At 70.5% G+C, this 25878-nt stretch carries 24 protein-coding genes; 13 read left to right on the forward strand and 11 right to left on the reverse strand.

Annotation, left to right across the window (positions count from 1 at the left end; all coding sequences use genetic code 11):
- The first annotated feature begins 15 nt into the window (after nt 1-15).
- A complete protein-coding gene (locus OG430_RS19495; protein WP_327353823.1) occupies nt 16-1512 on the forward strand; it encodes a hypothetical protein in 1497 nt (498 codons plus the stop codon).
- A gap of 22 nt (nt 1513-1534) precedes the next feature.
- Here the strand turns inward: OG430_RS19495 and OG430_RS19500 are convergent, their stop codons facing one another.
- Nucleotides 1535-2797 carry a L,D-transpeptidase gene (locus OG430_RS19500; RefSeq protein ID WP_327353824.1) on the reverse strand — a complete coding sequence of 421 codons (1263 nt, stop codon included), beginning with the start codon at nt 2795-2797 and terminating at the stop codon, nt 1535-1537.
- Nucleotides 2798-3072: 275 nt separating this feature from the next.
- Nucleotides 3073-3486, reverse strand: coding sequence for a hypothetical protein (locus OG430_RS19505; RefSeq protein ID WP_327353825.1), 414 nt, complete (start codon nt 3484-3486; stop codon nt 3073-3075).
- Nucleotides 3487-3600: 114 nt separating this feature from the next.
- Here OG430_RS19505 and OG430_RS19510 point away from each other — a divergent pair, with 114 nt between their 5' ends.
- Entirely contained in the window at nt 3601-3858 is a 258-nt protein-coding gene (locus OG430_RS19510) for an LPXTG cell wall anchor domain-containing protein (RefSeq protein WP_327353826.1), read from the forward strand.
- A 131-nt stretch (nt 3859-3989) separates the two neighbouring features.
- Here OG430_RS19510 and hutH read toward each other — a convergent pair whose 3' ends face one another.
- The 5 genes from hutH to OG430_RS19535 form a co-directional block, all read right to left on the reverse strand.
- On the reverse strand, nt 3990-5528 hold the full coding sequence (gene hutH / locus OG430_RS19515) for a histidine ammonia-lyase (RefSeq protein ID WP_327359151.1): 1539 nt from the start codon (nt 5526-5528) through the stop codon (nt 3990-3992).
- A gap of 88 nt (nt 5529-5616) precedes the next feature.
- Nucleotides 5617-6753, reverse strand: a complete 1137-nt coding sequence (locus OG430_RS19520; protein WP_327353827.1) for a GGDEF domain-containing protein — start codon at nt 6751-6753, stop codon at nt 5617-5619.
- Nucleotides 6754-6906: 153 nt separating this feature from the next.
- Nucleotides 6907-7701 carry an enoyl-CoA hydratase/isomerase family protein gene (locus OG430_RS19525; protein WP_327353828.1) on the reverse strand — a complete coding sequence of 265 codons (795 nt, stop codon included), beginning with the start codon at nt 7699-7701 and terminating at the stop codon, nt 6907-6909.
- Nucleotides 7702-7769: 68 nt separating this feature from the next.
- A complete protein-coding gene (locus OG430_RS19530; protein ID WP_327353829.1) occupies nt 7770-8939 on the reverse strand; it encodes an adenylate/guanylate cyclase domain-containing protein in 1170 nt (389 codons plus the stop codon).
- A gap of 115 nt (nt 8940-9054) precedes the next feature.
- Nucleotides 9055-9960 carry a biotin--[acetyl-CoA-carboxylase] ligase gene (locus OG430_RS19535; protein WP_327353830.1) on the reverse strand — a complete coding sequence of 302 codons (906 nt, stop codon included), beginning with the start codon at nt 9958-9960 and terminating at the stop codon, nt 9055-9057.
- Between the two features lie 163 nt (nt 9961-10123).
- Between OG430_RS19535 and OG430_RS19540 the strand changes: the two genes are divergently transcribed.
- Entirely contained in the window at nt 10124-11725 is a 1602-nt protein-coding gene (locus OG430_RS19540; protein WP_327353831.1) for an acyl-CoA carboxylase subunit beta, read from the forward strand.
- Nucleotides 11726-11737: 12 nt separating this feature from the next.
- Nucleotides 11738-11944: an acyl-CoA carboxylase epsilon subunit gene (locus OG430_RS19545; protein ID WP_327353832.1), complete on the forward strand. Its 207-nt coding sequence runs from the start codon at nt 11738-11740 to the stop codon at nt 11942-11944.
- Between the two features lie 136 nt (nt 11945-12080).
- Here the strand turns inward: OG430_RS19545 and OG430_RS19550 are convergent, their stop codons facing one another.
- Nucleotides 12081-13331: an SGNH/GDSL hydrolase family protein gene (locus OG430_RS19550; protein ID WP_327353833.1), complete on the reverse strand. Its 1251-nt coding sequence runs from the start codon at nt 13329-13331 to the stop codon at nt 12081-12083.
- 182 nt (nt 13332-13513) lie between these two features.
- On the opposite strand from OG430_RS19550, the gene mmpB reads away from it, so the two are divergent.
- The 4 genes from mmpB to OG430_RS19570 all read left to right on the forward strand — a co-directional run bounded on the left by mmpB (nt 13514) and on the right by OG430_RS19570 (nt 17175).
- Nucleotides 13514-13642, forward strand: a complete 129-nt coding sequence (mmpB, locus tag OG430_RS19555) for a morphogenic membrane protein MmpB (protein WP_327353834.1) — start codon at nt 13514-13516, stop codon at nt 13640-13642.
- 115 nt (nt 13643-13757) lie between these two features.
- A complete protein-coding gene (locus OG430_RS19560) occupies nt 13758-15224 on the forward strand; it encodes a peptidoglycan D,D-transpeptidase FtsI family protein (RefSeq protein WP_327353835.1) in 1467 nt (488 codons plus the stop codon).
- 42 nt (nt 15225-15266) lie between these two features.
- Nucleotides 15267-15881, forward strand: coding sequence for a Maf family protein (locus OG430_RS19565; RefSeq protein ID WP_327353836.1), 615 nt, complete (start codon nt 15267-15269; stop codon nt 15879-15881).
- A 394-nt stretch (nt 15882-16275) separates the two neighbouring features.
- Entirely contained in the window at nt 16276-17175 is a 900-nt protein-coding gene (locus tag OG430_RS19570) for a hypothetical protein (protein WP_327353837.1), read from the forward strand.
- Nucleotides 17176-17200: 25 nt separating this feature from the next.
- On the opposite strand, the gene OG430_RS19575 is transcribed toward OG430_RS19570, so the two are convergent.
- A complete protein-coding gene (locus OG430_RS19575) occupies nt 17201-17680 on the reverse strand; it encodes a hypothetical protein (protein WP_327353838.1) in 480 nt (159 codons plus the stop codon).
- 408 nt (nt 17681-18088) lie between these two features.
- On the opposite strand from OG430_RS19575, the gene OG430_RS19580 reads away from it, so the two are divergent.
- The 3 genes from OG430_RS19580 (at nt 18089) to OG430_RS19590 (ending at nt 21224) form a co-directional block, all read left to right on the forward strand.
- Nucleotides 18089-19843 (forward strand): acetyl/propionyl/methylcrotonyl-CoA carboxylase subunit alpha, encoded by a 1755-nt coding sequence (locus OG430_RS19580; RefSeq protein WP_327353839.1) that lies wholly within the window; start codon nt 18089-18091, stop codon nt 19841-19843.
- A gap of 163 nt (nt 19844-20006) precedes the next feature.
- Nucleotides 20007-20258 (forward strand): hypothetical protein, encoded by a 252-nt coding sequence (locus tag OG430_RS19585; RefSeq protein ID WP_327353840.1) that lies wholly within the window; start codon nt 20007-20009, stop codon nt 20256-20258.
- Nucleotides 20259-20264: 6 nt separating this feature from the next.
- Nucleotides 20265-21224, forward strand: a complete 960-nt coding sequence (locus OG430_RS19590) for a hypothetical protein (RefSeq protein ID WP_327353841.1) — start codon at nt 20265-20267, stop codon at nt 21222-21224.
- A gap of 314 nt (nt 21225-21538) precedes the next feature.
- Here the strand turns inward: OG430_RS19590 and OG430_RS19595 are convergent, their stop codons facing one another.
- Entirely contained in the window at nt 21539-22480 is a 942-nt protein-coding gene (locus OG430_RS19595; RefSeq protein ID WP_442816721.1) for a DeoR/GlpR family DNA-binding transcription regulator, read from the reverse strand.
- A gap of 245 nt (nt 22481-22725) precedes the next feature.
- On the reverse strand, nt 22726-24174 hold the full coding sequence (locus OG430_RS19600) for an NAD(P)H-quinone dehydrogenase (RefSeq protein WP_327353843.1): 1449 nt from the start codon (nt 24172-24174) through the stop codon (nt 22726-22728).
- A gap of 129 nt (nt 24175-24303) precedes the next feature.
- On the opposite strand from OG430_RS19600, the gene OG430_RS19605 reads away from it, so the two are divergent.
- Nucleotides 24304-24741, forward strand: coding sequence for a gamma-glutamylcyclotransferase (locus tag OG430_RS19605; RefSeq protein WP_327353844.1), 438 nt, complete (start codon nt 24304-24306; stop codon nt 24739-24741).
- Nucleotides 24742-24883: 142 nt separating this feature from the next.
- Nucleotides 24884-25711 (forward strand): purine-nucleoside phosphorylase, encoded by an 828-nt coding sequence (locus tag OG430_RS19610; protein ID WP_442816519.1) that lies wholly within the window; start codon nt 24884-24886, stop codon nt 25709-25711.
- Nucleotides 25712-25878 lie beyond the last annotated feature (167 nt).

The following is a 25878-nucleotide window of genomic DNA, read 5'->3' on the forward strand; positions in this document are numbered from 1 at the left end:
ACACACATGGGCTCCGTGTCATCGACGCACCGGGACGTACCGTTACACACCGCCCCACAGCGGGCGCCCGCACGGTCCGGCGGACGCCGGCCGCCGCACCGCTCGCTGCTCGGCGTCTGTGCGGCGTACGTCCTCGTGTCCGCCGCCCTCGTACCCGTGACGCTCCCCCTCGGCTGGGACGAGATCGTCTATGCCAGCCGCTTCGACCCGTACGCCCCGGCGACGCCCTTCAGCGCCCCGCGCACCCGGGGTGTGCCGCTGCTCCTGTCCCCCGTCGCGTCGTGGAGCGACTCGGCGGTGCTGCTCAGGGTGTGGCTCCTGTTGCTCGCCGGGGGTGCGCTGTATCTGGGATTCCGGCCGTGGCTGCGGGTGTTGGCGCGGCGGCCGTCGGCGGTGGCGGTGGCCGCGGGGCTCTACGGCGGCCTGTGGTTCGTGCTCCTGTACGCGGGCGCCGCGATGCCCAACCACTACACGGCGATGGGCGCGGTCGGGGCGGTCGGCTGCTTCGTCCGGCAACCTCCGGGGCGGGTGGGGCTCCTGGGGATTGCGGCGGGCCTGGCCCTCGCCACCTTGATGCGGCCCAACGACGGGGCCGCACTTGCCCTTCCGCTGTTGTTCGCCGCGCTGGTGGTGCCGGCCTGGCGGGGGCGCGGGCGGGTGCCTGCCGTGCTGGGCGGGGTGCTTGCGGGGGTGCTGCCCTGGCTGGTCGAGGCGGAGTCGCGGTTCGGCGGAGTGGGGGCGCGGCTCGGTGCGGCAAGCGAGGTGCAGGGCGGGTTACGGCCGGTGTTCTCGCTGTTCGCCCATCTCGACGCGTTCGACGGCCCGTTGCTGTGCCGGCCCTGCGCGGGGGCGCCGGTCGGGCCGCTCGCGGTGGAGTGGTTCGTCGTGGTGCCGGTGCTCGCGGGTGTCGGGCTGCGGCGGGCCGGGGCCGCACTGGCCCCGCTGTGGCTTGCGGTCGCGGTGGCCCTGGCGGCATCGGCACCGTACCTGCTCCTCGTGCCGTACGCGGCACCCCGCTTCCTGCAACCGACCCACGCCCTGCTCGCCCTGCCGGCGGCCCTCGGTCTGCTGGCCGTGGTGGACCGGGTCCGGCGCGCGGGATCACGTAGGGAATCTCGTACGGAATCTCGTACGGGCCCCGGCAGACGCCTGGCCGCACTCGCCCTCACCGGACTCCTGGCCGGCCACCTGAGCGCGCATTTCACGCACGCGTACTCCAACGCCCGCATCCAGGAACGGGCGCGCGGCGACTGGCAGTTGATCGCCCAGGTCCTGCACGAGCACGGAGTCGGCACCGGCACCGGCCGTCCGTGCGTGCTCAAGTCGTCGACGTCCACGATCCCGATCGCGTACGTCACCGGGTGCACCCCCGCGCCCTGGGGCGCGGCACCGAAAAGGCCCAGCGCGGTGGTCCTCCTGAAGAGGGATCCACCGCGCTGGGCCCAAGATTGGCCGCGCTACTCCGTGCCCGGCAGTTACACGCCGGGCTGGGTGGTCGCGATACGCCCCTGAGGGGCGCAACCGCTCACCGTGCTCAGACGGCCGAACCGGCCTTCCAGTCCGCCCAGCTGAGGTTCCAGCCGTTGAGGCCGTTCTCCGGCTGGATGGTCTTGTCGGGCGAGTTCTTGACCTCGACCACGTCACCGATCAGCGAGTTGTTGAAGAACCAGGCGCCCGGCGTGCTCTTGTCGCCCGCCCCCTTGGCGTCGGACAGGCCGACGCAGCCGTGGCTGGTGTTGGCGGAGCCGAAGATGGACTTGGCGCCCCAGTAGTTGCCGTGGATGAAGGTGCCCGAGTTGGACAGGCGCATGGCGTGCGGGACGTCCTTGATGTCGTACTCGCCCTTGCCGTCGTCATCGGTGAAGCCGACGGTCGCGCCGTTCATCCGGGTCTCCGTGAACTTCTCGGAGATCACCATTTTGCCGTTGTACGTGGGGTTGTCGGGCGCACCCGCCGAGATCGGGATCGTCTTGACGGTCTTGCCGTCCTGCGTGATCGTCATCGTCTTGGTCTTGGCGTCGACGACGGAGACCTGGTTGCGGCCGATCTGGAAGGTGACCGTCTTCTGCTGGACGCCGAAGACGCCGTCGGCGCCCTCGACACCGTCCAGGTTCATCTTCAGCGTGACGGTGGAGTTGCCCTTCCAGTAGTCGTCGGGGCGGAAGTCCAGGCGCTGGGTGCCGAACCAGTGGCCGACGACTTCCTGGCCGCTGCTGGACGAGACCGTGATGCCGGACTGGACGGCCTTCTTGTCGGTGATCGCCTTGTCGAAGTTGATCGACACGGGCATGCCCACACCGACGGTCTTGCCGTCGTCCGGCGTGAAGTTGCCGATGAAGCTGTTGGTCGGGGAGACGGTCGTGAACGACCAGTTCTCGTGCGCCTTGCGGCCGTCCGAGTCCTTCGCGGTAGCGACGATCTTGTACTTGGTGGAACGCTCGAGCTGTGCGTCGGGCTTCCAGCTCTTCTTGTCCCCGGAGATCGTGCCCGCGACCGCCGTGCCGGCCTCGGTCTGCATCTTCACTTCGGTCAGGGTGCCGTCACTGACGGTCACCTTGCCGGCGTTGTTGATGCTGGCGTTGTCCGAGCCGTTCTTCGGCGAGATCGCTATTCGGGCAGCGGAGGCGTCCTTGGCCGCCGCCTCGTCGGCCTGGTTCTGCTGCTCCTTCTTGCCGCCGTCGGCGCCGTTGCCACCGTCGCTGCTGCAGGCCGAGAGCACCAGAACGCCGCCGAGCAGTGCGGACACGGCCACCAGGCCCCTGCGCCGCTTGCTGTCCGTCATCACACGCTTCTCCATAGTCGCCGAATCCCCAAGATCCCCGGGTCCCCCGAAAGGGACGTCCCCACACGCAGACGTTGCGGACGGCCCCCGCGCCGGTCCACGCCTGCAACCTTTACAACACGCATACCGGTTCGTCCGGTTCCACGATTCGGTGAGATGTGGGGAAGGCCACGTCCTGCGATGCAGTCGTGGCAGACGTTCTAGCAGGGGTTCCCGGAATGAAGGAACCCCGGGCGGCCGGGCCGTCCGGGGTCTGTGACCTTGCGGTGCGGGGGCTGCCTCGTTCGAGGCTACGCCTCGCGCTCGACGGGGTGGTCCCCGCCCTCCCCTTCGTCGCCTTCGTCGTCCTCTTCGCCTTCGTCCTCTTCGTCCTCTTCGTCTTCGTCCTCGTCGTCCCAGTCCTCGGCGTCCGGGTCGTAGTCGATGGCCTCGCTGCTCCAGGAGGCCTGGGCGAGCTCCACGCCCGGCACCTCGCCGACCAGGTCGAACGGGTCCACGAGGTAGGCCACGGCCTCGGCATCGTCCTCGCGGACGGAGGCCTCGGCGTGGGTCCGCTCGTCGGCCGTCATGTGCTCGTCCCGGCCGATGCGCTCGAGCGCGGCACCGGCCAGGGTCCCGGCGTCGGTGACGTCGAGGACGAGCTCCACACGCAGGCGTACGAAACGGGATGCTTCCGGAGTATCCGGACTATCAGGAGTGCTCATATGACGGAGCGTAATCCTGAGGGCCGCCCCGACTTCCCCACGACCCGCACTTTCATTAGCATCGGAGGCGGTCCCCACGGCCAATTCCCCCGCACCACAAGGGAGATCGATCCCGTGTCCCCCGCACGTCGCTCACTGCTCACCGCCACGGCTGCCGGAACGCTGCTCGGTGCGCTGTGGTTCGTTCCTTCCGCAAATGCGAGATCTGCGGCCGAGGCTTCGTCGGACCGCCCCGACCGGGGCGAGGCCCGCCTCGCGGACACCGGGACCGTGGACACGACTCCGTACGTGCTGGGCGGGTTGGCCTTCTTGGGTGCGGGCGCCGGGTTCCTGGGATTCGCCGTGCGACGCGAACGGGCCGCGGTGGCTTAGGTCTTCACTTTCCCCACCCCGCCCCTTCCCGAAAGTCCTCAAACGCCGGACGGGCTGACAGAGTCAGCCCGTCCGGCGTTTGAGGACACAGCTCCGCAGGATTTCGGGAAGGGGCGGGGTGGGGAAATTTCCTAGCCCAGCGGACCCGTCACAGTCTCCACGGCCGCAACCAGCGCCCCAGACCGCACGAACTCGTCCGCGGCCGCGAGATCGGGCGCCAGGAACCGGTCGGGGCCGGGCCCCGCAACCCCCGCCGAGCGGACGGCAGAGATCACCGCAAGCGAAGCCGGCGCAGCCACAAGCCCCGACCGCAGCTCGATCCCCCGCGTGGCCGCGTACAGCTCGACCGCCACGATCCGCCCCAGATTCCCCACAGCCGTACGCAACTTACGAGCAGCCGACCACCCCATCGACACATGGTCCTCCTGCATCGCGGAGGAGGGGATGGAATCCGCGGAGGCCGGCACCGCGAGCCGCTTGAGCTCGCTCACCAGCGCCGCCTGCGTGTACTGCGCGATCATCAACCCGGAGTCGACACCCGCGTCATCGGCCAGGAACGGCGGCAGACCGTGCGAACGGTTCTTGTCGAGCAGCCGGTCCGTCCGCCGCTCGGCGATCGACCCCAGGTCCGCCGCCGCGATGGCGAGGAAGTCCAGGACGTACGCCACCGGAGCACCGTGGAAGTTCCCGTTGGACTCGACCCGCCCGTCCGGCAGGACGACCGGGTTGTCCACGGCGGACGCCAACTCCCGCTCGGCCACCACCCGCGCGTACGCGATCGTGTCCCGCCCGGCCCCCGCCACCTGCGGCGCACACCGCACCGAGTACGCGTCCTGCACGCGAGGGGAGTCGTCCTGGTGGTGCCCCGTGAGGCCCGAACCGGCAAGCACCGCCAGCATGTTGGCGGCCGCCACGCCCTGCCCGGGGTGGGGGCGGATCGCGTGCAGTTCGGGGGCGAGCACCTTGTCCGTGCCGAGCAGGGCCTCCAGGGACAGGGCCGCCGTGATGTCGGCGCTCTTGTAGAGCATCTCCAGGTCCGCGAGGGCCATGACCAGCATGCCGAGCATGCCGTCCGTGCCGTTCAGCAGGGCCAGGCCCTCCTTCTCGCGCAGCTCGACGGGCTTGATGCCGTGCTCTGCGAGCAGTTCACCGGCCGGGCGTACGACGCCGTCGGGTCCTTCCGCGTCGCCCTCGCCCATCAGCGTCAGGGCGCAGTGGCTGAGCGGGGCGAGGTCGCCGGAGCAGCCGAGCGAGCCGTACTCGTGGACGACCGGCGTGATCCCGGCATTGAGCACGTCGGCCATGGTCTGCGCGACCTCGGGGCGCACCCCGGTGTGGCCCGAGCACACCGTCTTCAGGCGCAGGAACATCAGGGCGCGCACCACCTCGCGCTCGACGTGCGGGCCCATGCCGGCGGCGTGCGAGCGGACGATGTTGCGCTGCAGCTGGGCGCGGAGATCGGGGCTGATGTGCCGCGATGCGAGGGCGCCGAAGCCGGTGGAGACGCCGTAGACGGGCTCCGGCTTGGCCGCGAGGGACTCGATGATCTCGCGCGCGGCGGCCAGGGCCTCGACAGCCTCCTGGGACAGCTCGACCCGGGCGTTCTCACGGGCCACGGCGATGACGTCCTCGGGCGTGGTCCCGGACGTCCCCAACACAACGGTGTGCATATCCATATTCAGCAGCGTACGGACTGAATCGACGTGTGTCACGGGCGAGTTTCGGGACCGCCCCTTACAGACCGCTACCTGGCGGGCGCTACCGGCGGAACCGGCGCCGCTCCCCCACCCGCTCCCGCCCCGGCTCGTCCGCGAGCCGCACCACCGGGTCGTCCGGGCCCTCGCGCCCGGCCACCACCGGCTTGGCGGCGCGGGCGGCCTTCGCGCGGTACTGCGCGGCGTCCGCGAGGCGGAAGAGGCGACGGGCCGAGCGGACCGGGCCGATCGCGTCCCCGGTCGAGGCGACCCCGCAGGCCACGCCGTCACCGAGCTCCAACTCGGCGGCGCGTACGCACAGTTCATCGGCGACCCGCACCACCTCGTCGGCCGACGGGCCCACGGACAGCAGACAGAACTCGTCCCCTCCCAGCCGCGCCGCGAGCGCGCCCGGGAGCATCGCCCCGCACAGCGAGAGCACCGAGCCGAAACGTTCGAGCAGCCGGTCGCCGACCGCGTGGCCGAGGGTGTCGTTGACGTGCTTGAGGCCGTTCACGTCGCAGACCATCAGCGAGACGACGGCGCCCTCGCTGCGATGCCGCTCGATCGCCGCGTCGAGCCGGGCGTCGACCGCCCGGCGGTTGGCGAGGCCGGTCAGGGCGTCGGTGAAGGCGAGGCGGCGGGCCTCTTCGAGGCGCTCGGTCTGGGCGATCCCGGCCGCGACGACCGAGGCGAGGACGGTCGCGAAGTCCGCGTCGTCGCGGTCGAAGACGGGGGCGCCGACCGGGCGGGCGACGTAGAGCTCGCCCCAGGCCCGCCCGTGCAGCACGATCGGCGCGACGACGCAGCAGCCCCTGCCTCGCCGGCGCAGGGCCGAGACCCGCTGGTGGCAGTAGCCGGCCGCGTCCCCCTTGGGGCCCTGCGCGGTCTCGACCCAGGCGTTGGGCTCGCCGCCGCCCGCCCACTGCTCGTGCAGGAACTCGGTGATCTCCGGGAACTGATGCACCGGGTAGGCCTCGGCCTCCGGGAACTCGTCCTCGCCCTCGACGCGTTCGCCCACGTTGGCGAGGACCCTGAGGCGGCCGAGCTCACGCTCCCAGACGCTCAGCGCGGCGAAGCTGCCGCTCAGGGCGCGGGCTGCACCGTGCGCTGCCGCACGCCAGGACTCTCGCGGGGTCTGCGCCGCGGCCATCGCCTGGGCAAGGGTGACGATCCCCTTGAGTCGATCATCCTGAGCCATCGCTCCAGGCTAAGCGTTTCGCCCGTTTTGTTCTCCCCACCCCGCCCCTTTCCGAAAGTCCTCAAGCGCCGGACGGGCTGACAAAGTCAGCCCGTCCGGCGCTTGAGGACACAGCTCCGCAGGATTACGGGAAGGGGCGGGGCGGGGAAGAAATCACTCGCCAGGCCACTGAGGCGCCCGCTTCTCGTTGAAGGCGGCCACACCCTCCGCCCGGTCCCCGGAGAACGCCACGGACCGCCAAGCCGCATCCTCCACCTCAAGCCCGGCCCGCAGGTCCAGGCCGTGCCCGAGCCGCAGCGCCCGCTTGGCCGCCCGCAGCCCCACGGGCGAGTTCGCAGCCATCCGACCGGCCAGCGCGAGGGCCTCCTCGCGATCGGCCCCCGCCGGGACCAACTGATCCACCAGCCCCAACTCCCGCGCCTCGGAAGCCTCCACCCGCCGCGCCGAGAAGATCAGCTCCGCCGCCCGGGCCGCCCCGACCCGTCGGGGCAACAGCTGCGTGCCCCCGCCACCCGGGATGACCCCGACCGAAACCTCCGGCAGCCCCACCACGGCAGTGGCGTCCGCCACGATCAGATCGCACGCGAGCGCCAGCTCGAAACCGCCGCCAAGGGCAAAGCCGTGCACGGCCGCGATCGTCGGCATCGGCAGCTCAAGGACACCCGTGTACGCCGCGCGCGCGACTGGCCGCTGCCGCACCAACTCCGCGTCGGAGAACGAGTTGCGCTCCTTGAGGTCGGCCCCCACGCAGAAGGCCCGCTCATGCGTGGAGGTCAGCACGACCACCCGCGCCTCCGGATCCGCGGCCAGCGCGGCGCAGGCCGCGCCGATCGAGCGGGCCATCTCCGAGGACACGGCGTTCATGGCTTTCGGCCGGTCAAGGACGAACTCGGCGACGTACCCCTCGCGCCGTACGGCGACGAACTCCCCGAACCGCTGCTCACTCATGCCAGGCCCTCCCAGAAGACGCACGCGGGTTAACGCGGGTTAACAAGCTTCGGGAGGGATCCTACGAGTCACGAGTCGCGACGCGTCAACAGCCAGGGCTCGACCACCCCGAGCCCACGCACCGGCCGCTGCCACATCGGCTGCAGCGCGAAGCGGTAGCTGGGCGGCTCCTCGCCCGCGGCCAGGGCCTTCTCCGCCTCCGCGGCGGCGTCCGCCTCGGAGGCGGGGGCATCACCCCCGCGTTGCAGGTCCTCGGCGAAGGCGCTGTCGACCAGAACCGCGTCCTTCGGCGCTATCGAGGTGAGCCGGCTGGCGAGGTTCACCGTGGTGCCGAAGACGTCGCCCATGCGGGTCGTGACCGTGCCGAAGGCGATGCCGACGCGCAGCTCGGGCATCGTCTCGTCGTTCGCCATCGTGTCGATCAGGCGAAGCGCGATCTCCGCGGCGGTCGCGGCGTCGTCCGCCGCGAAGAGGACTTCGTCGCCGAGGGTCTTGATGAGCCGGCCGCCGTTCGCGGCCACCAGGTCGGCGGCCGTGGTCTCGAACGCCTCGACCAGTTCGCCGAGTTCCTCTTCCTCCATGCGCCGCGTCAGTCGCGTGAAGCCGACGAGGTCGGCGAAGCCCACGGCGAGGCGGCGGTCGACCATCTCCTCGTCGTCCGCGGCCTGTACGACCCGGCCGGTCGCGGCGGCGAGCTGGCGGCGCCAGACGTAGACGAGGAACTCCTCGAGCTCGGGCAGCAGCAGCTCGACGAGGGGGTACGTCACCTCGGTGCGGGTCATGCCGGGCTCGGGGGGCTCGGTCAGGCCCTCCAGGAAAGAGTCGATCTGCCACTCGGCCAGACGGGCTGTCGTCTGGCCCGTGGACCGTGCGACCTGCACCGCCATGGCCTCGCTGAGCAGGCCCGCCTCGACCAGACCGGCGAGCCGGCGCAGGGCGAGCACATCGGCCTCGGTCAGGGCCTTGGCCTGGCCGATGTCGGGGAAGCCCATGGCACGCCAGAAGCGGGCCGCCAGCTCCATGGAGACGCCGGCCGTGCGGGCGGCCTGGAAGGCGGTGTAGCGGCGCTCCGCCCCGAGGATGAGCTGTTCGAGGCGGAGGGCGAGGGGGTCCCCGGTGTGCGAGGAGGGGGCAGCAGCGGAGGCAGGAGAGGAGGCCGAAGCGGAGGCAAGGGTGTCGTCGGCTTGGCGGGGGGTCGGGTGGGTACCCGTACCGGAGCCCGTGTCGTCGACGGTCACTTCTTGCTGCCTTCCGATCTGTCGCGGTTCGATAACGACTGGCCCCCAACGATACGGCAGGTGTGTGTCAGCTCACGTCCGTTCGGGCTTGGCAAACCCACTCGCTCTGCGATGTCTAGTCGGCCGGGCGCAAATGGACAATGTCTCCCGCGCCCACCGCCTCCCGCTTTCCGTCCGGCGTGGCAATCACCAGCCGCCCGTCCCCGTCCACCGCGACGGCCTCGCCGACCAGCGAGCGGTCTCCGGGCAGCTCCGCGCGGACCTGACGGCCGAGGGTCGCGCAGCCGGCCGCGTAGGTCTCCTGCAGCCGGGACGCCAGTGGATCGCCGGCGGCGTCGCACCACTTCACGTACCAGTCCTCCAGCGAACGCAGCACGGCCCGCAGCAGCGGATCGCGGTCGAGGACCTTGGCCCCGGCGAGGGCGAGCGAGCCCGCGGTGGGGACGGGCAGCTCGGCCTCGGTGAGCGAGACGTTGAGGCCGATGCCGAGCACCACCGCGTCGTCGCCCGCGCGCTCGGCGAGGATGCCGCCGGTCTTGCGCTCCTCGTCCCCGACTGTGACGAGCAGGTCGTTGGGCCACTTCAGCGCGGTGTCCACGCCGGCCGCGCGGGCGAGCCCGGTGGCGGTGGCGACGCCGGCGAGCAACGGCAGCCACCCCCAGCGCTCCACCGGTACGTCGCCGGGCTTGAGCAGCACGGAGAAGAAGAGGCCGGAGCGGGCGGGCGCCGTCCAGGTGCGCTCCAGGCGGCCGCGCCCCGCGGTCTGCTCCTCGGCGACGAGCACCGCGCCCTGCGGCTGGGCCGCGCACTCGGCGAGGTCGGAGTTGGTGGACCCGGTGGCCGGGACCACGTCGACGGCGGTCCACAGCCCGCCGGGCCTGATCAGCGCCTTGCGCAGCGCGCTCTCGCGCAGCGGCGGACGGTCCAGGTCCGACCAGCGGTTCGGCGCGGACGACGAGGCCTGCTCCGAAGACTGCGAGGAAGACCGCGACGAAGACTCTGGGGACTCTTTGGGCGTCATGCAAGACAGCCTAGGTGTGGCAAACGCCGCACTGCCGAGCCTGGCCTGCGCCGATACGCTACGCATCAGTAGCTCGACGTTCACCGTCCCCCGCACAGCTCAGTGTTCGCCGAGCGAACCGATCCCCTCATCGACCCGTGACCAGGCAGGGAGCCGCATCCCGATGTCCGAGCCGGAAGAGCCGACAACCCCCGACATCCACACCACCGCGGGAAAAATCGCGGATCTGCAACGCCGTATCGAAGAGGCGACGCACGCCGGCTCCGCACGCGCGGTGGAAAAGCAGCACGCCAAGGGCAAGTTGACGGCCCGTGAGCGGATCGACCTGCTGCTCGACGAGGGTTCCTTCGTCGAGCTGGACGAGTTCGCGCGGCACCGCTCGACGGACTTCGGCCTGGAGCAGACCCGTCCGTACGGCGATGGTGTGGTGACCGGTTACGGCACGGTCGACGGCCGCCCGGTGGCCGTGTTCTCCCAGGACTTCACGGTCTTCGGCGGGGCGCTCGGCGAGGTCTACGGGCAGAAGATCATGAAGGTGATGGACTTCGCCCTGAAGACGGGCTGTCCGGTCATCGGCATCAACGACTCGGGCGGCGCCCGGATCCAGGAGGGCGTCATGGCCCTCGGGATGTACGGCGAGATCTTCCGTCGCAACACCCATGCGTCCGGCGTGATCCCGCAGATCTCGCTGGTCGTGGGCCCGTGCGCGGGCGGCGCGGTCTACTCCCCGGCGATCACCGACTTCACGGTGATGGTCGACCAGACCTCGCACATGTTCATCACCGGTCCTGACGTCATCAAGACGGTCACCGGCGAGGACGTCGGCTTCGAGGAGCTGGGCGGCGCCCGGACCCACAACTCCACGTCCGGCGTGGCCCATCACATGGCCGGGGACGAGAAGGACGCGATCGAGTACGTCAAGTCGCTCCTGTCCTACCTCCCCTCCAACAACCTGTCCGAGCCGCCGGCCTTCCCCGAGGAGGCGGACCTCGAACTGTCCGACGAGGACCGGGCGTTGGACACGCTGATCCCGGACAGCGCGAACCAGCCGTACGAGATGCGCACGGTCATCGAACACGTCCTGGACGACGCCGAGTTCTTCGAGACGCAGGCCCTGTTCGCACCGAACATCCTCACCGGCTTCGGCCGCGTCGAGGGGCACCCGGTGGGCATCGTGGCCAACCAGCCGATGCAGTTCGCCGGTTGCCTGGACATCAACGCCTCCGAGAAGGCGGCCCGCTTCGTCCGCACCTGCGACGCGTTCAACGTCCCCGTGCTGACCTTCGTCGACGTCCCCGGCTTCCTGCCGGGCGTGGACCAGGAGTACGGCGGCATCATCCGGCGCGGCGCCAAGCTGATCTACGCGTACGCCGAGGCGACCGTCCCGCTCATCACGATCATCACGCGCAAGGCCTTCGGCGGCGCGTACGACGTGATGGGCTCCAAGCACCTCGGCGCGGACCTCAACCTCGCCTGGCCGACCTCGCAGATCGCGGTGATGGGCGCGCAGGGGGCGGTCAACATCCTGCACCGCCGCACGATCGCTGCCGCTGCGGAGGGGGACGAGCAGGAGGCCGTACGGGCCCGGCTCATCCAGGAGTACGAGGACACGCTGCTCAACCCGTACACGGCTGCCGAGCGCGGGTACGTCGACGCGGTGGTCATGCCGTCGGAGACCCGGCGTCAGGTCGTACGCGGGCTGCGTCAGCTTCGCACCAAGCGGGAATCCCTGCCTCCGAAGAAGCACGGCAACATCCCCCTGTAGGAGGGCGCTTCGATGATCAAGGTCGTACGGGGCAATCCGACCCCGGAGGAGTTGGCTGCCGCGCTCGCGGTGGTTCAAGCGCGGGCGGCGTCGCTGGCGGCGTCGTCGCCGGGCACCCCTGCGGGGCCCGAGGCATGGTCCGACCCCGCCCGGGTCGCCCGGCGTCGTCTGCCTTCGGCGGGGGCCAGTGCGTGGGCCCGCACGTTCTGGCCTGGGTAAGGGCTTTTTTCCCCACCCCGCCCCTTCCCGAAAGTCCTCAAACGCCGGACGGGCTGACAAAGTCAGCCCGTCCGGCGTTTGAGGACAGTCTTTGAAGCCGTCCGCAGGACTTTCGGGAAGGGGCGGGGAGGGGAAGTCAAAGAACCTCAGCCACCGCCGACGCCAGCCGCGCGTACCCCGCGTCATTGGGGTGCAGGTGATCGCCGAAGTCGTACTTCGGGTCGAGGCGCTCCGCATCGGAGGGGTCCGCGAGGACCCGATCCAGGTCGACCACCGCGTCGAACTCCCCCGACGTACGGATCCACGCATTCACCTCGTCGGAGACGCGCGCGGCATCCGGCCCATAGTGATCCGACCCACCGAGCGGCAGCAGCGTGGCCCCCACGATCCGCACCCCACGCCCATGCGCCTGACGGATCAACTCCCGATATCCGGCGATGAGTTCAGAAGCGGACACCTTGGGCGCAGGCCAATAGGTCGGCCGGTCGAACCCCGCCTTCTGCGCCTCGTAGAACCCAATGTCGTTCAGCCCTTCAAGGACGACGACCGTCGACACCCCGGGCTGGTCCAGCACGTCCCGCTGAAAGCGCGCCGACCCCCGCTCCCCGAACCACGCGGAGTCGTTGAGGACGAGATTCCCGCCGATCCCGGCATTGAGCACCGGCCGGTCGAGCCGCGCGGCCAGCACGTCCGGGTATCGCCGGTTCTTCCCGGCCGTCGAGCCGAACCCGTCCGTGATGGAGTCCCCGAAGAGCACGACCCCGTCCCGGCGAGGCGGCGCGGAGGAGCCGGAGACGTCGACGCCGGACAGGTAGTACCAGGACTGGCTCGACTCGTCGAAGGCGCGCCCCGACGCGTCGGCGCGGTGGTCACCGTCGGCCCGGTACGTATCGGCGAACCCCTGGGCGTGGAAGGTCGCGGGCCCCGTCGTACCGGCCAGGTACAGCGTGACGGTCACCGACGACTCCTCCCCCACCTCCAGCGAGGCCGCGTCGCTCGCGGCCTGCCCCCGCGCGGGGATCACCACGGCCCGCTTCCCGTCGAAGGTGAGGTGCCGGACCGAGCCCTTCTCGACCGCGGCCCCCTTCCCCGTGCGGGCGATCGTCGCCCCGGTGATGCGCAGCGGTGAGGTGCCGTACGCGTTCGAGAGCCGGATCCGTGCCCGCTCGCCCGCCTGCGTCACCCGGACGACCTGGCGCACGGTCTGGTGCGAGAAGCCGGCCTGCGACCAGTTGGGCGTGAAGCCCTCGCTGGGCAGTTGGGGCGAGGTGGCCCAGGCCGCGGTCCATGCCTCGGGCTCGGCGGCGGCCTGCGTACCGGAGAGGAGGGTGAGACCGAGGGCGGCGGCGGTCAGCGGGGCGAGGGCGCGGCGGGCGAGCTTCTTCATGGCGGATCAACCTCACGATGAGTAAATGGTTCTGGGGTTCCGTTAAGACACCGCAGACGCTAACAGAGGCAGACGGCTTAAGGGAACCCCAATCCCATTTGGAGGGCTGAGAGGAAGTGCGGGGTCCAGTTGAGTACGCGTACTCAGGCGCCGCCCCACCGCCCTCCCGGACCATCAAAGGCATGCTGTGGTCCGACCCCAAGAACGAGCCGCCCAAGGAACTGCGGGAAACGCAGGCCATGTTGCGGCGCGCGGGCTTCGTGCTCGCCCTGGCGATGGTGCTCGCGATGTTCGTCCTCGGACTGCACTGAGGGCCGCGCGGCGGCAGGGCTCACGAGAGCGAGCTCATAGGAAACGCCGGGAACTGCCTCCCCTCCCCGGTCGTCCTACTGAACCGAAATGACTTGATTGGGAGGACCGGACCCGGTGAACAAGCCACTGCGGCACATAGCCGTGTTCTGCGGCCTGCTCGTGCTCGCCCTGCTGATACGGGCGAACTGGGTGCAGTACGCCCAGAGCGAGCCGCTCGCCAAGCACGAGAAGAACCGCCGGGTCGCCATCGAGCGCTACGGCCAGCCGCGCGGCAACATCATCGTGGGCGACGAGCCCATCACCGGCTCCAAGCTCGTCGACGGCCAGGACTACAAGTACAAGCGCACCTTCAAGAACGGTGCGATGTACGCCCCCATCACCGGGTACGCCTCCCAGGCCTTCGAGTCCAGCGGGCTCGAGAAGCTCAACGACGAACTGCTCTCCGGCACCGACGACCGGCTCTTCCTGAAGAACACCCTGAACATGCTGACGGGCGAGAAGCAGAGGGGCGGCGACGTCGTCACGACGATCGACCCCGACGCCCAGAAGGCCGCCTTCGAAGGCCTCGGCAAGCTCAAGGGCGGCGTCGCCGCGATCGACCCCGCCACCGGCCGCATCCTGGCCCTCGCCTCGACCCCGTCGTACGACCCGTCCGCGTTCGCCGGCATGTCCGACAAGGACGCCGAGGCGTGGAAGAACCTCCAGGCGGACAAGAACAAGCCGATGCTCAACCGGGCGCTGAAGGAGACGTACCCGCCCGGCTCGACCTTCAAGGTGCTCACCGCCGCCGCCGCGATCGAGGCCGGCAAGGTCTCCGACATCAACGCCTCGACCAGCACCCCCGAGCCGTGGAACCTGCCCAAGACCCGGACCGAGCTGCCGAACCTGAACAAGAGCGGCATCTGCAAGAACGCCTCGCTCAAGGTCGCCATGCAGGTCTCCTGCAACACCGTCTTCGGCAAGCTCGCGTACGAGACGGGCAAGGACAAGATGCAGGAGATCACCGAGAAGTTCGGCTTCAACAACGGCGAGGTGGACACCCCGATCCGCGCGGGCAAGTCGCTCTACCCGGCCGACAAGATGGACGACCCGCAGACCGCGCTCAGCGGCATCGGCCAGGGCTCGGTCACCGCGAGCCCGCTGCAGATCGCGATGATCGCGTCGGGCATCGCCAACGACGGCAAGCTGATGAAGCCGCACCTCATCGACAAGCTGCGCAGCCCCGACCTGGACACCATCGCCCAGACCGAGCCGAGCCAGATGTCCCAGCCCATCTCCGAGTCCACCGCCGAGAAGGTCCGCGAGGCCATGGAGTGGACCGCCAAGGAGGGCTCCGGCAAGCCCGCCCTGATCGACGGCATCACGGTCGGCGCCAAGACGGGCACCGCCCAGCACGGCGTCGACAACAAGCTGCCGCCGTACGCCTGGTTCATCTCGTACGGCAAGAACTCCGAGGGCAAGTCCGTCGCCGTGGCCGTCTTCGTCGACCCCGGCCAGGACATCCCGCGCGAGGACATCGCGGGCGGCCTGCTCGGTGGGCCGATCGCGAAGAAGGTCATGGAGGCCGTGCTCAAGAAGTAGGGCGCGGGCGGGCGGTGGCCCCGGCTGGATACCCTGATCCGCATGTCTGCACCCGCACAGCGCCGCCTCGTCCTGGCCTCCCAGTCCCCCGCCCGCCTCGGCCTCCTGCGCCAGGCCGGGCTCGCCCCCGAGGTGATCGTCAGCGGGGTCGACGAGGACGCGATCACCGCGCCCACGCCGAGCGAGCTGGCCCGGGTCCTGGCCGAGGCGAAGGCGGCCTCGGTCGCTTCCCGGCCGGCGGCCGCCGGGGCCCTCGTCGTCGGCTGCGACTCCGTGCTCGAGCTCGACGGCGAGGCGCTCGGCAAGCCCGCCGACGCCGAGGAGGCCACCGCCCGCTGGAAGGCGATGCGCGGGCGGGCCGGCGTGCTGCAGACGGGGCACTGCGTGATCGACACGGCGACCGGCCGGCAGACCTCCGCCACCGCCTCGACCACGGTCCGCTTCGGCGAGCCGTCGGACGCCGAGATCGCGGCGTACGTGGCGAGCGGTGAACCCCTTTACGTCGCCGGGGCGTTCACGCTCGACGGCCGCTCGGCACCCTTCATCGAGGGCATCGAGGGCGACCACGGCAACGTCATCGGCATCTCCCTCCCCTTGCTCCGCAAACTCCTCGCCGAACTGGGCGTGGGCATCACCGACCTGTGGACCCAGAACTGACCCCTCGCTGCGAGCAGCAGCTCTGCAGGGCGTGGCCCACCCTCACCCCTCCGCCTGACCGCTGTGGGCAATCGTTCCGCAGGGCGGAACGGGTGGGCACAGCGGCGAAGGCGCCGAGTGCGCTGAACGCATGGCTAGCCCCACCCCGACACCGGACGCGCTGAACGCATGGCCAGCCCCACCCCGGCACCGCACACGCTGAACACATGGCCAGCCCCACCCCGGCACCGCACACGCTGAACACATGGCTACCTAGGAACCGGCGCCGCGCACGCCATACGCATGGCTACCTGGGCCCCGTCGCCGAACACCCCAAATTCAGGCGCCTATAGAGCCCCACCAAGGCCCCGGATAGCATGCGCAGGCCACGTACTCGCGAGTCCCGGGGGACAGCATGAGCAACTCATTCGGCCCGCCGCCCGGCGGCAACTTCGGCCCACCGGGACCCCCGGGACCGCCGGGACCACCGCAGGGACCGCCCGGCGGCCCGCCCCCCTGGGGCGGCGGCCAGTTCCAGCCCCAACCCCCGCGCGGCGGCGCCAACACGGCGCTGATCGTAGGCATCTGCGGCACCCTGGGCCTCGCCCTGGTCGCCCTCATCGCGGCCGGCATCTTCTTCGACTGGTTCGGCTCCGACAGCAGTGACAACGAGGGCGGCGGCTCCGCAGGCCCCGGCATCTCGGCCGCCCCCAGCGGCAGCAGCACGGGCTCCGGAGTCGACTCCAGCTCCGACGGAGGCATAGGCGGCCCGGGCGGCGGCAGCGCCACCACGGCCAGCGCCGACCCGACCGAGGCCGCCTTCAAGGCGGTCACGAACGGCAGTTGCCTGTCCGTCTGGGACACCGGCTACGGCGGCACCAGCACCATCAAGTGGAGTCACGAGACGCCCCCGGACCCGATCGACTGCAAGAACAGCAAGGCCACCGTCCAGGTCACCAGCACCTCCGGCTCCTGCTCCGGCGACACCGAGGCCACCTGGTCCTACTCGTCACCGAGCAGCGGCCAGACCACCACGCTCTGCCTGGAGCGGATCTTCCAGAAGAACTACTGCTTCCTCGCCACCCAGTCCGGCGACAAGATCACGGACATGGGCACGATGACGCTCGTGGAGTGCACGGCGAAGAAGATCCCCGCCTCGTACGACCAGATCATGCACATCACCGGCGTCTACAACACGTCCAAGGGCACCGACGCCAGCCTCTGCCGACGCTCGCAGGGCGATCAGACGCGGTACTGGGCCTGGACCGTCAACGACGGCGACACGCTGCTCTGCACGATGGTCTACGGGAGCTGACACGGCCCCACGCAAGCCCCACGCACTACACCGACGCGGCGCCGTTCCCAGCGGGGGCGGCGCCGTTGGCGGCCGGGGCCGGCGGGGCCGGCTCGTCCTCCGCAGCCCGGCCGTCGCGCTTCTCGTACGCCAGGAGACTGAGCACGATCAGCCCGAGCACCACCATCATGAACGCGAACGCGGGCCAGCCCACCGGCCCCACCACGAACGCCCCGAGCAGCCCGTGCACCACGGCCACGCTGATCAAGACGAAGCGCCCGAAGCCACCCGGGGAGCGGTCGCGCAGCGCCATCAGCAGCAGCACGAGCCCGCAGCAGCCCAGGTAGAGGCCGAAGACCGCACCGGCGACCAGCGCACCCACGGACATCGCGTCCGGGTCGAGCCCTGCCAGGGACATCTGCTGCGCGTCGGCGACCTTCCCCAGAATCACGTTGATCAGCACGATGCCGACCGCCTCCGCGAAGAGCACGATCGCGGCCACCACGGCCACCGTTCTGCGCACCACGGCGCCCACCCTCTTCCCCACACCCAAGTCCACCCGCACACACGGTTACCCGCAGTACGTGCGAGCACCCCGAACGCTACTAACGGGTAAACCTCCGGACAAGACTCTGGCCGGAGTCCGGTCGGAGTCAGCGCGGAGCCCAGCCGGGTGGCAAAGAATGATTCCGCCATTCGTAGGGACTCCACAAAGAAACCCGATCGGTCGCTGGCTCCACGAACAGAGACCTGTGCCACACCAGAGGGTTACTGTCTCGTACAGGAAGCCCGCGTACCGTGGTGCGACAAGGGATTTCAGCATCAGAGCGGGCCTCGCATCACACTCCGTGTGGGCAAGCTCACCACTGGGGATGGGTCGAAAGGCCGTGTCGGCTGTCCCTAAACTCAGCTTGTTTTCAAGGAGGGAGCCATCGTGCGCAAGGTGCTCATCGCCAACCGAGGCGAAATCGCTGTCCGCGTTGCCCGGGCCTGCCGGGACGCCGGGATCGCGAGCGTAGCCGTCTACGCCGACCCGGACCGGGACGCGCTGCATGTGCGTGCCGCGGACGAGGCATTCGCCCTGGGCGGTGACACCCCGGCGGCCAGCTATCTGGACATCGCCAAGGTGCTTGCCGCGGCGAAGGATTCGGGAGCGGACGCCATCCACCCCGGGTACGGCTTCCTCTCGGAGAACGCCGAGTTCGCCCAGGCCGTCCTCGACGCCGGCCTGACCTGGATCGGCCCGCCCCCGCAGGCCATCCGTGACCTGGGTGACAAGGTCGCCGCGCGGCACATCGCGCAGCGCGCCGGCGCCCCGCTGGTCGCGGGCACCCCCGACCCGGTCTCCGGGTCGGACGAGGTCGTGGCCTTCGCCGAGGAGCACGGCCTGCCCATCGCGATCAAGGCCGCCTTCGGTGGCGGCGGTCGCGGCCTGAAGGTCGCCCGCAACCTCGAAGAGGTCCCGGAGCTCTACGAGTCGGCGGTACGCGAGGCCGTCGCGGCCTTCGGCCGTGGCGAGTGCTTCGTGGAGCGCTACCTCGACAAGCCGCGCCACGTCGAGACCCAGTGCCTGGCCGACAGCCACGGCAACGTGGTCGTGGTCTCCACCCGTGACTGCTCCCTCCAGCGCCGCCACCAGAAGCTGGTCGAGGAGGCTCCGGCCCCGTTCCTCACCGAGGACCAGAACAACCAGCTGTACACGGCCTCGAAGGCGATCCTGAAGGAAGCCGGCTATGTCGGCGCGGGCACCGTCGAGTTCCTGGTCGGCACCGACGGCACGATCTCCTTCCTCGAGGTCAACACCCGCCTCCAGGTGGAGCACCCGGTCACCGAAGAGGTCACCGGCCTCGACCTGGTCCGCGAGATGTTCCGCATCGCCGACGGCGAGGAGCTCGGCTACGGCGACCCGGAGATCCGCGGCCACAGCTTCGAGTTCCGCATCAACGGCGAGGACCCGGGCCGCAACTTCCTGCCCGCCCCCGGCACGGTCACCCTCTTCGCCCCGCCGTCCGGCCCGGGCGTCCGCCTGGACGCGGGCGTCGAGTCCGGCTCGGTCATCGGCCCGGCCTGGGATTCCCTCCTCGCCAAGCTGATCGTCACCGGCGCGACCCGTGAGCAGGCGCTGCAGCGCGCGGCGCGTGCGCTCGGCGAGTTCAAGGTGGAGGGCATGGCCACGGCCATCCCGTTCCACCAGGCAGTGGTGGTCGACGAGGCCTTCACTTCCAACCCCTTCAAGGTCCACACCCGTTGGATCGAGACCGAGTTCGTCAACGAGATCAAGCCCTTCTCGACCACGCCGGACGTGGACGCGGAGGACGAGGCGGGTCGCGAGACGATCGTCGTCGAGGTCGGCGGCAAGCGCCTCGAGGTCTCCCTGCCTTCCTCGCTCGGCATGACCCTGGCCCGCACCGGCCTCGCCGCCGGCGCCAAGCCGAAGCGCCGCGCCGCGAAGAAGTCGGGCCCGGCCGCCTCCGGCGACACCCTGGCCTCGCCGATGCAGGGCACGATCGTCAAGGTCGCCGTCGAGGAGGGCCAGGAGGTCGCCGAGGGCGATCTGGTCGTCGTACTCGAGGCAATGAAGATGGAGCAGCCCCTGAACGCGCACAAGGCGGGCACGATCAAGGGCCTGTCGGCGGAGGTCGGCGCCTCGCTGACCTCCGGTGCCGCGATCTGTGAGATCAAGGACTGACACTCCTTCCCGTACGTACGTCGAGGGGCCCCCGGCAATCGCCGGGGGCCCCTCGACGTACGCGAGCCTATGCTGGGCGCCAGCAGTGAGGGACTGCGATCAACAGGCCGTCCTGTAGCGCGAGTTCAACCAGCCGACGCCCCACTCGAAAGGGCCGCGCGTCATGTCGGAAGCCAAGAAGAAAAAGAAGAAGAAGCCTGCCCAGCAGGACAACGGGGTCACCACCCAGGACGGCCACACACCGGCCCCGCCGAAGAAGATCGAGTTCACCACTCAGGACAACAGCATGCCGACCCCGCCGAAGGACGGCGTGTTCACCACTCAGGACAACGACATGCCGACCCCGCCGGGGAAAGACGGGGTCACCCCACCCGGCCCCGTTCTGGATCCCGGCGACGACTGGGACCAGGTCTGATCTCACGTGGGAGACATCGCCAAAGGCGTACTCGGCGGCGGCTGGGCGCTGCTCGTCGGCTGGGTCCTCCCGGCCGCGATCAACCTGGCCGTCTTCTTCTTCGCGGTCGCCCCGAGCCTGCGCGGCAGCATCGAGCTCGTCGACCGCGCCTGGCCGACGTCCAAGTCGGACACGACGCTCCTGCTCCTGATCAGCGCAGTCCTGGTGGGCCTGGTCCTGAACGCCCTCCAGCAGCCCCTCTACCGCTTCCTGGAGGGGTACGTCCTGTGGCCGCGCCGCGCCTACGCGCGAGGCTGCCGCATCCAGCGGACGCGCAAGCAACGGATTGCCGACCGGGTACGCACCCCGGCCCCGGGACTCTCCCCGATCCAACTCGGCGTACTTCACGAACAGTTGAGCCGCTACCCGCACAGCGACGACCAGGTCGGCCCGACCCGCCTGGCGAACGCGATCCGCCGCTTCGAGGAGTACGGGCACGACCGCTACCGCCTGGACACCCAGGTGCTCTGGAACGAGTTGAGCGCGACGGTCCCGGACCACGCCCGCCGGCAGACGGACACCTCACGGACGAACGTCGACTTCTTCGTGGCCCTGCTCTACGGCCACGCGGCGGTCGCGGCGACGGCGCTGGCCGCGCTCCCCGGGGGCGGCCGGCGGGGAGCCGTCCTCTGGGCGGCCGCCCTGACGCTCCTCGCCCTGATCCCGGTCTGGTACCGCTCGGCGGTCGCGGCGACGGACGAATGGGCCGCGGCTGTACGGGCGTTGGTGAACCTGGGCCGAAAGCCGCTGGCCGAGGCCCTGGGCCTGGTGCTCCCCCAGGACTTGGCGAAGGAGCGCGAGATGTGGCAGCTGGTGACCCGGATGTCCCGCCGCCCCTACCACCCGGCAGCGGACCAACTCCTGGCCCCGTACCGCGCGGCCCCCGGCGACGGCCAAAACCCGCCGCCAGCCCCTAACGCAGAGTGACGTCAGCTAAGTGGGGGAAAGGGGACACCAGAACCCACCCAAACCGGACACGATAGCGCCCCTTTCCCCCCACTTAGCTGACGCCACTCGCCGCCCGGCCCGGCCCGCCCGCCGACCGCCAGCCCAGCCGCCGACCGCGCTCCCGACCGCCAGCCCGACCGCCGACCGCCCGGCCCGGCCCAACAGCCCGGCCCAGCCACCCGCCCGCGCCCCGACCGCCCGGCCCGACCGCCCGGCCCAACCGCCCAGCCCAACCGCCCGACCCGACCCGACCCAACGGCCCAGCCCAGCCCAGCCCCGCGCCCCGAAGCAGCTCACCGCCGCCGAAGATCCGCCACCCGAGCCGCCGCCCGGGACTCCCCGGGGTCCGGCGCTCCGAGCCCGGCCGCGCTCCGCAGCTGGGGTGCGACGCCGCCCGGGCCGGGCGGCCCGCCCCGCCGCTGCCCCGGCAGGGGGACGTCGCGGCGGGCCTGGCGCTCGGCGCCCGCGGAGCCGCCCGGGCCTCGGGCTGCGGCGCCGGCGACAGTAATCTGCACGCCCTGGTCGGCCAGGGCCTGCAGCTCTGTTGCCGCGCGCTCGTCGTGTGCGGCGGGCTCGTCCGTCACGAGGCGCGTGATCACGTCCGTGGGGACGGTCTGGAACATCGTGTCCGTGCCGAGCTTGGAGTGGTCGGCGAGGACGACGACTTCGGCCGCGGCCTGGACCAGAGCGCGGTCGACGCTGGCCGAGAGCATGTTGGACGTGGAGAGCCCTCGTTCGGCGGTCAGACCGCTGCCCGAGAGGAAGGCGCGGGAGACGCGCAGGCCCTGGAGGGACTGCTCGGCACCGCTGCCCACGAGGGCGTAGTTGGAGCCACGCAACGTGCCGCCGGTCATGACGACTTCCACGCGGTTCGCGTGGGCCAGCGCCTGGGCGACCAGGAGCGAGTTGGTGACGACGGTCAGGCCGGGGACCCGGGCGAGCCGGCGGGCCAGCTCCTGGGTGGTCGTACCGGCGCCGACGACGATGGCCTCACCCTCTTCGACGAGGCCCGCGGCGACGTCGGCGATGGCCGTCTTCTCCGCGGTCGCGAGATGCGATTTTTGCGGAAAGCCGGACTCCCGCGTGAAGCCGCCCGGCAGTACCGCACCGCCATGCCGGCGGTCGAGGAGTCCTTCTGCCTCCAGTGCCCGCACGTCCCGCCGTACGGTCACTTCGGAGGTCTGGACGACGCGGGCGAGCTCACGGAGCGAAACGGCTCCGTTGGCGCGCACCATTTCGAGGATCAATTGACGACGTTCTGCAGCGAACACGAAACTGACAGTAACCCCAACGACCGTCTGGTTTCAGCAGTTTGCGCCGAATAACAGAAGTTGTTCGCACGGCGGAGCGGGAAGTGGTATACGCAGGGTCACGCGCGAGGCCCAGCCCGCCGGGGGTCCGGCGGGCTGGGCCTCGATGTCTCGAACTCCCTGTGACCTGCGGGGTATTGCCCCTCGGCTGCCCCTCGGCTGCCCCTCGACTACCCCTCGCCGGCCGACTTGCGCGTGTGCAGCTGACGGGCGACCTCGGCGATCGAACCCGAAAGGGACGGGTAGACCGTGAAGGCGTTCGCGATCTGTTCCACCGTCAGATTGTTGTCGACGGCGATCGAGATGGGATGGATCAGTTCGGATGCACGCGGAGCGACGACCACACCGCCGACCACGATCCCCGTACCCGGGCGGCAGAAGATCTTGACGAAGCCGTCCCTGATGCCCTGCATCTTCGCGCGCGGGTTGCGCAGGAGCGGGAGCTTGACGACGCGGGCGTCGATCTTGCCGCCGTCGACGTCGGCCTGGGAGTAGCCGACCGTCGCGATCTCGGGGTCGGTGAAGACGTTCGAGGAGACCGTCTTCAGGTTCAGCGGCTGCACCGCGTCGCCCAGGAAGTGGTACATCGCGATCCGGCCCTGCATCGCGGCGACCGAGGCCAGGGCGAAGATGCCGGTGACGTCTCCGGCCGCGTACACCCCGGGAGCGGAGGTCCGCGAGACCTTGTCGGTCCAGATGTGGCCCGAGTCCTTGAGCTTGACCCCGGCCTCCTCCAGGCCCATGCCCGCGGAGTTGGGGATGGCGCCGACGGCCATCAGGCAGTGCGTGCCGGAGATGACGCGGCCGTCGGAGAGGGCGACCTCGACGCGGTCGCCGATGCGCTTGGCGGACTCGGCGCGGGAGCGGGCCATGACGTTCATGCCGCGGCGGCGGAAGACGTCCTCCAGGACGGCCGCGGCGTCCGGGTCCTCGCCGGGCAGCACGCGGTCGCGGGACGAGACGAGGGTGACCTTGGAGCCGAGTGCCTGGTACGCGCCGGCGAACTCGGCGCCCGTCACACCGGAGCCGACCACGATCAGCTCTTCGGGGAGCTCGTCGAGGTCGTACACCTGCGTCCAGTTGAGGATGCGCTCGCCGTCCGGCAGCGCGTCCGGGATCTCGCGCGGGTGGCCGCCGGTGGCGATCAGGACGGCGTCCGCGGTGAGCGTCTCCTCGGTGCCGTCGGCCGCGCGGACGATCACCTTGCGGGAGCCGTCCATGGACTGCATGCCCTCGAGGCGGCCGCGGCCGCGCATGACGCGGGCGCCGGCGCGGGTGACGGAGGCGGTGATGTCGTGCGACTGGGCGAGCGCGAGGCGCTTCACGCGGCGGTTGACCTTGCCGAGGTCGACGCCGACGACGCGGGCCGCCTGGTCGATGTGCGGAGTGTCGTCCTCCACGATGATGCCGAGTTCTTCGTACGACGAGTCGAAGGTGGTCATCACCTCGGCCGTCGCGATCAGAGTCTTCGACGGGACGCAGTCGGTAAGCACCGACGCCCCGCCCAGACCGTCGCAGTCGACGACGGTCACCTCCGCGCCGAGTTGGGCGGCCACCAGGGCCGCTTCATATCCGCCGGGTCCGCCACCGATGATCACGATCCGAGTCACGTACTCCATTGTCCCGCACGCTTCAAGCACTCTCGCCCCCGGGGAGCCGTAAGAGGTGAATGAGGTCGCCGGTCGCCCCTTTGTTCGACCTCTGAGCACGACATTCCCCCGACGCGTCACTGCCGTACCCTCGATCCCATGTCGCTCTACGCCGCGTACGCCGGCAATCTCGACCCGCGGCTCATGTCCCGCCGCGCCCCGCACTCGCCGTTGCGTGCCACCGGTTGGCTCAACGACTGGCGGCTGACGTTCGGCGGCGAGCACATGGGCTGGGAGGGTGCGCTTGCGACCATCGTCGAGGCGCCGCGCTCCCAGGTCTTCGTCGCGCTGTACGACATCGCGCCCATGGACGAGGAGTCGATGGACCGCTGGGAGGGCGTGGGGCTCGACATCTACCGGCGGATGCGGATCCGGGTGGAGACCCTGGAGGGCGAGATGCCCGCGTGGGTGTACGTACTGAACGGGTACGAGGGCGGCCTGCCGTCGGCCCGTTACCTGGGCGAACTGGCCGACGCGGCCGAGTCGGCGGGGGCGCCGCACGACTATGTGATGGAGCTGCGCAAGCGGCCCTGCTGAGCAGTCTCCGGCCAAGCGGTTCCAGCCGCGGGCCGGATTGCCGGTTCGCACCGGCCTGCGGGTTCGTCGGAAACGACAAGGCAACGATCCCGACACTGTCCACTGCGGCATCTACGCGCGTAGGCCCGAACCGGCTACGCTCATGCGCGTGAACGCAATTACTCCCGTCATCGCCGAGAGCGACCCCCACGCCGCCGCCGACGCGGCCGCCGCCCGCCTTCGCGAGCTGACCGGCGCCGAGACCCACGACGTCGCCCTGGTGATGGGCTCGGGTTGGGCCCCGGCCGCCGAAGCACTCGGCGCCCCCGAGGCCGAGTTCCCCGTCACCGAGCTGCCCGGCTTCCCGCCGCCGGCCGTCGAGGGACACGGCGGCAAGATCCGCTCGTACAAGATCGGTGAGAAGCGCGCCCTGGTCTTCCTCGGCCGCACCCACTACTACGAGGGCCGCGGTGTCGCCGCCGTCGCGCACGGCGTACGGACCGCCGTCGCCGCCGGCTGCAAGACCATCGTCCTCACCAACGGCTGCGGCGGTCTGCGCGAGGGCATGCGCCCCGGTCAGCCGGTGCTGATCAGCGACCACCTCAACCTGACCGCGACCTCCCCGATCATCGGGGCGAACTTCGTGGACCTCACCGACCTGTACTCGCCGCGGCTGCGTGCGCTGTGCAAGGAGGTCGACGAGACGCTGGAAGAGGGCGTGTACGTCCAGCTGCCCGGCCCGCACTACGAGACTCCGGCCGAGATCAACATGATCCGGGTCATGGGCGGCGACCTGGTCGGCATGTCGACCGTGCTCGAGGCGATCGCCGCGCGTGAGGCGGGGGCCGAGGTGCTCGGGATCTCGCTCGTCACGAATCTGGCCGCGGGCATGACCGGTGAGCCGCTCAACCACGAGGAAGTCCTGCAGGCCGGGCGGGACTCCGCCACTCGTATGGGTGCGCTGCTGCAGCAGGTGCTGGGGCGGATCTGAGCCTGGCTTTGGGGGTGGGGCCGGGCCTGCTGAGGTCGCGGGGCTGCGCCCCGGGCCCCCATCGGCCTTCGGCCTCGTCCTCAAACGCCGGACGGGCTGGAGAGATGCGGACCGGCTGATGGGGCGGGCACCCGCCGAGTGGGTGCGTACCCGCTGAAAGACGTACA

Origin of the sequence: Streptomyces sp. NBC_01304, assembly GCF_035975855.1 — a bacterium.
In the GTDB taxonomy this organism is placed as follows: domain Bacteria; phylum Actinomycetota; class Actinomycetes; order Streptomycetales; family Streptomycetaceae; genus Streptomyces.

Coding starts and splice junctions, on each gene's coding strand:
- hutH (WP_327359151.1), bottom strand. CDS start 5,528: ATGCACACCGTTGTGTTGGGGACGTCCGGGACCACGCCCGAGGACGTC.
- OG430_RS19500 (WP_327353824.1), bottom strand. CDS start 2,797: ATGGAGAAGCGTGTGATGACGGACAGCAAGCGGCGCAGGGGCCTGGTG.
- OG430_RS19535 (WP_327353830.1), bottom strand. CDS start 9,960: ATGACGCCCAAAGAGTCCCCAGAGTCTTCGTCGCGGTCTTCCTCGCAG.
- OG430_RS19585 (WP_327353840.1), top strand. CDS start 20,007: ATGTCGGAAGCCAAGAAGAAAAAGAAGAAGAAGCCTGCCCAGCAGGAC.
- OG430_RS19570 (WP_327353837.1), top strand. CDS start 16,276: ATGAGCAACTCATTCGGCCCGCCGCCCGGCGGCAACTTCGGCCCACCG.
- OG430_RS19550 (WP_327353833.1), bottom strand. CDS start 13,331: ATGAAGAAGCTCGCCCGCCGCGCCCTCGCCCCGCTGACCGCCGCCGCC.
- mmpB (WP_327353834.1), top strand. CDS start 13,514: ATGCTGTGGTCCGACCCCAAGAACGAGCCGCCCAAGGAACTGCGGGAA.
- OG430_RS19525 (WP_327353828.1), bottom strand. CDS start 7,701: ATGAGTGAGCAGCGGTTCGGGGAGTTCGTCGCCGTACGGCGCGAGGGG.
- OG430_RS19595 (WP_442816721.1), bottom strand. CDS start 22,480: ATGGTGCGCGCCAACGGAGCCGTTTCGCTCCGTGAGCTCGCCCGCGTC.
- OG430_RS19540 (WP_327353831.1), top strand. CDS start 10,124: ATGTCCGAGCCGGAAGAGCCGACAACCCCCGACATCCACACCACCGCG.
- OG430_RS19565 (WP_327353836.1), top strand. CDS start 15,267: ATGTCTGCACCCGCACAGCGCCGCCTCGTCCTGGCCTCCCAGTCCCCC.
- OG430_RS19545 (WP_327353832.1), top strand. CDS start 11,738: ATGATCAAGGTCGTACGGGGCAATCCGACCCCGGAGGAGTTGGCTGCC.
- OG430_RS19600 (WP_327353843.1), bottom strand. CDS start 24,174: ATGGAGTACGTGACTCGGATCGTGATCATCGGTGGCGGACCCGGCGGA.
- OG430_RS19505 (WP_327353825.1), bottom strand. CDS start 3,486: ATGAGCACTCCTGATAGTCCGGATACTCCGGAAGCATCCCGTTTCGTA.
- OG430_RS19605 (WP_327353844.1), top strand. CDS start 24,304: ATGTCGCTCTACGCCGCGTACGCCGGCAATCTCGACCCGCGGCTCATG.
- OG430_RS19610 (WP_442816519.1), top strand. CDS start 24,884: ATGCGCGTGAACGCAATTACTCCCGTCATCGCCGAGAGCGACCCCCAC.
- OG430_RS19520 (WP_327353827.1), bottom strand. CDS start 6,753: ATGGCTCAGGATGATCGACTCAAGGGGATCGTCACCCTTGCCCAGGCG.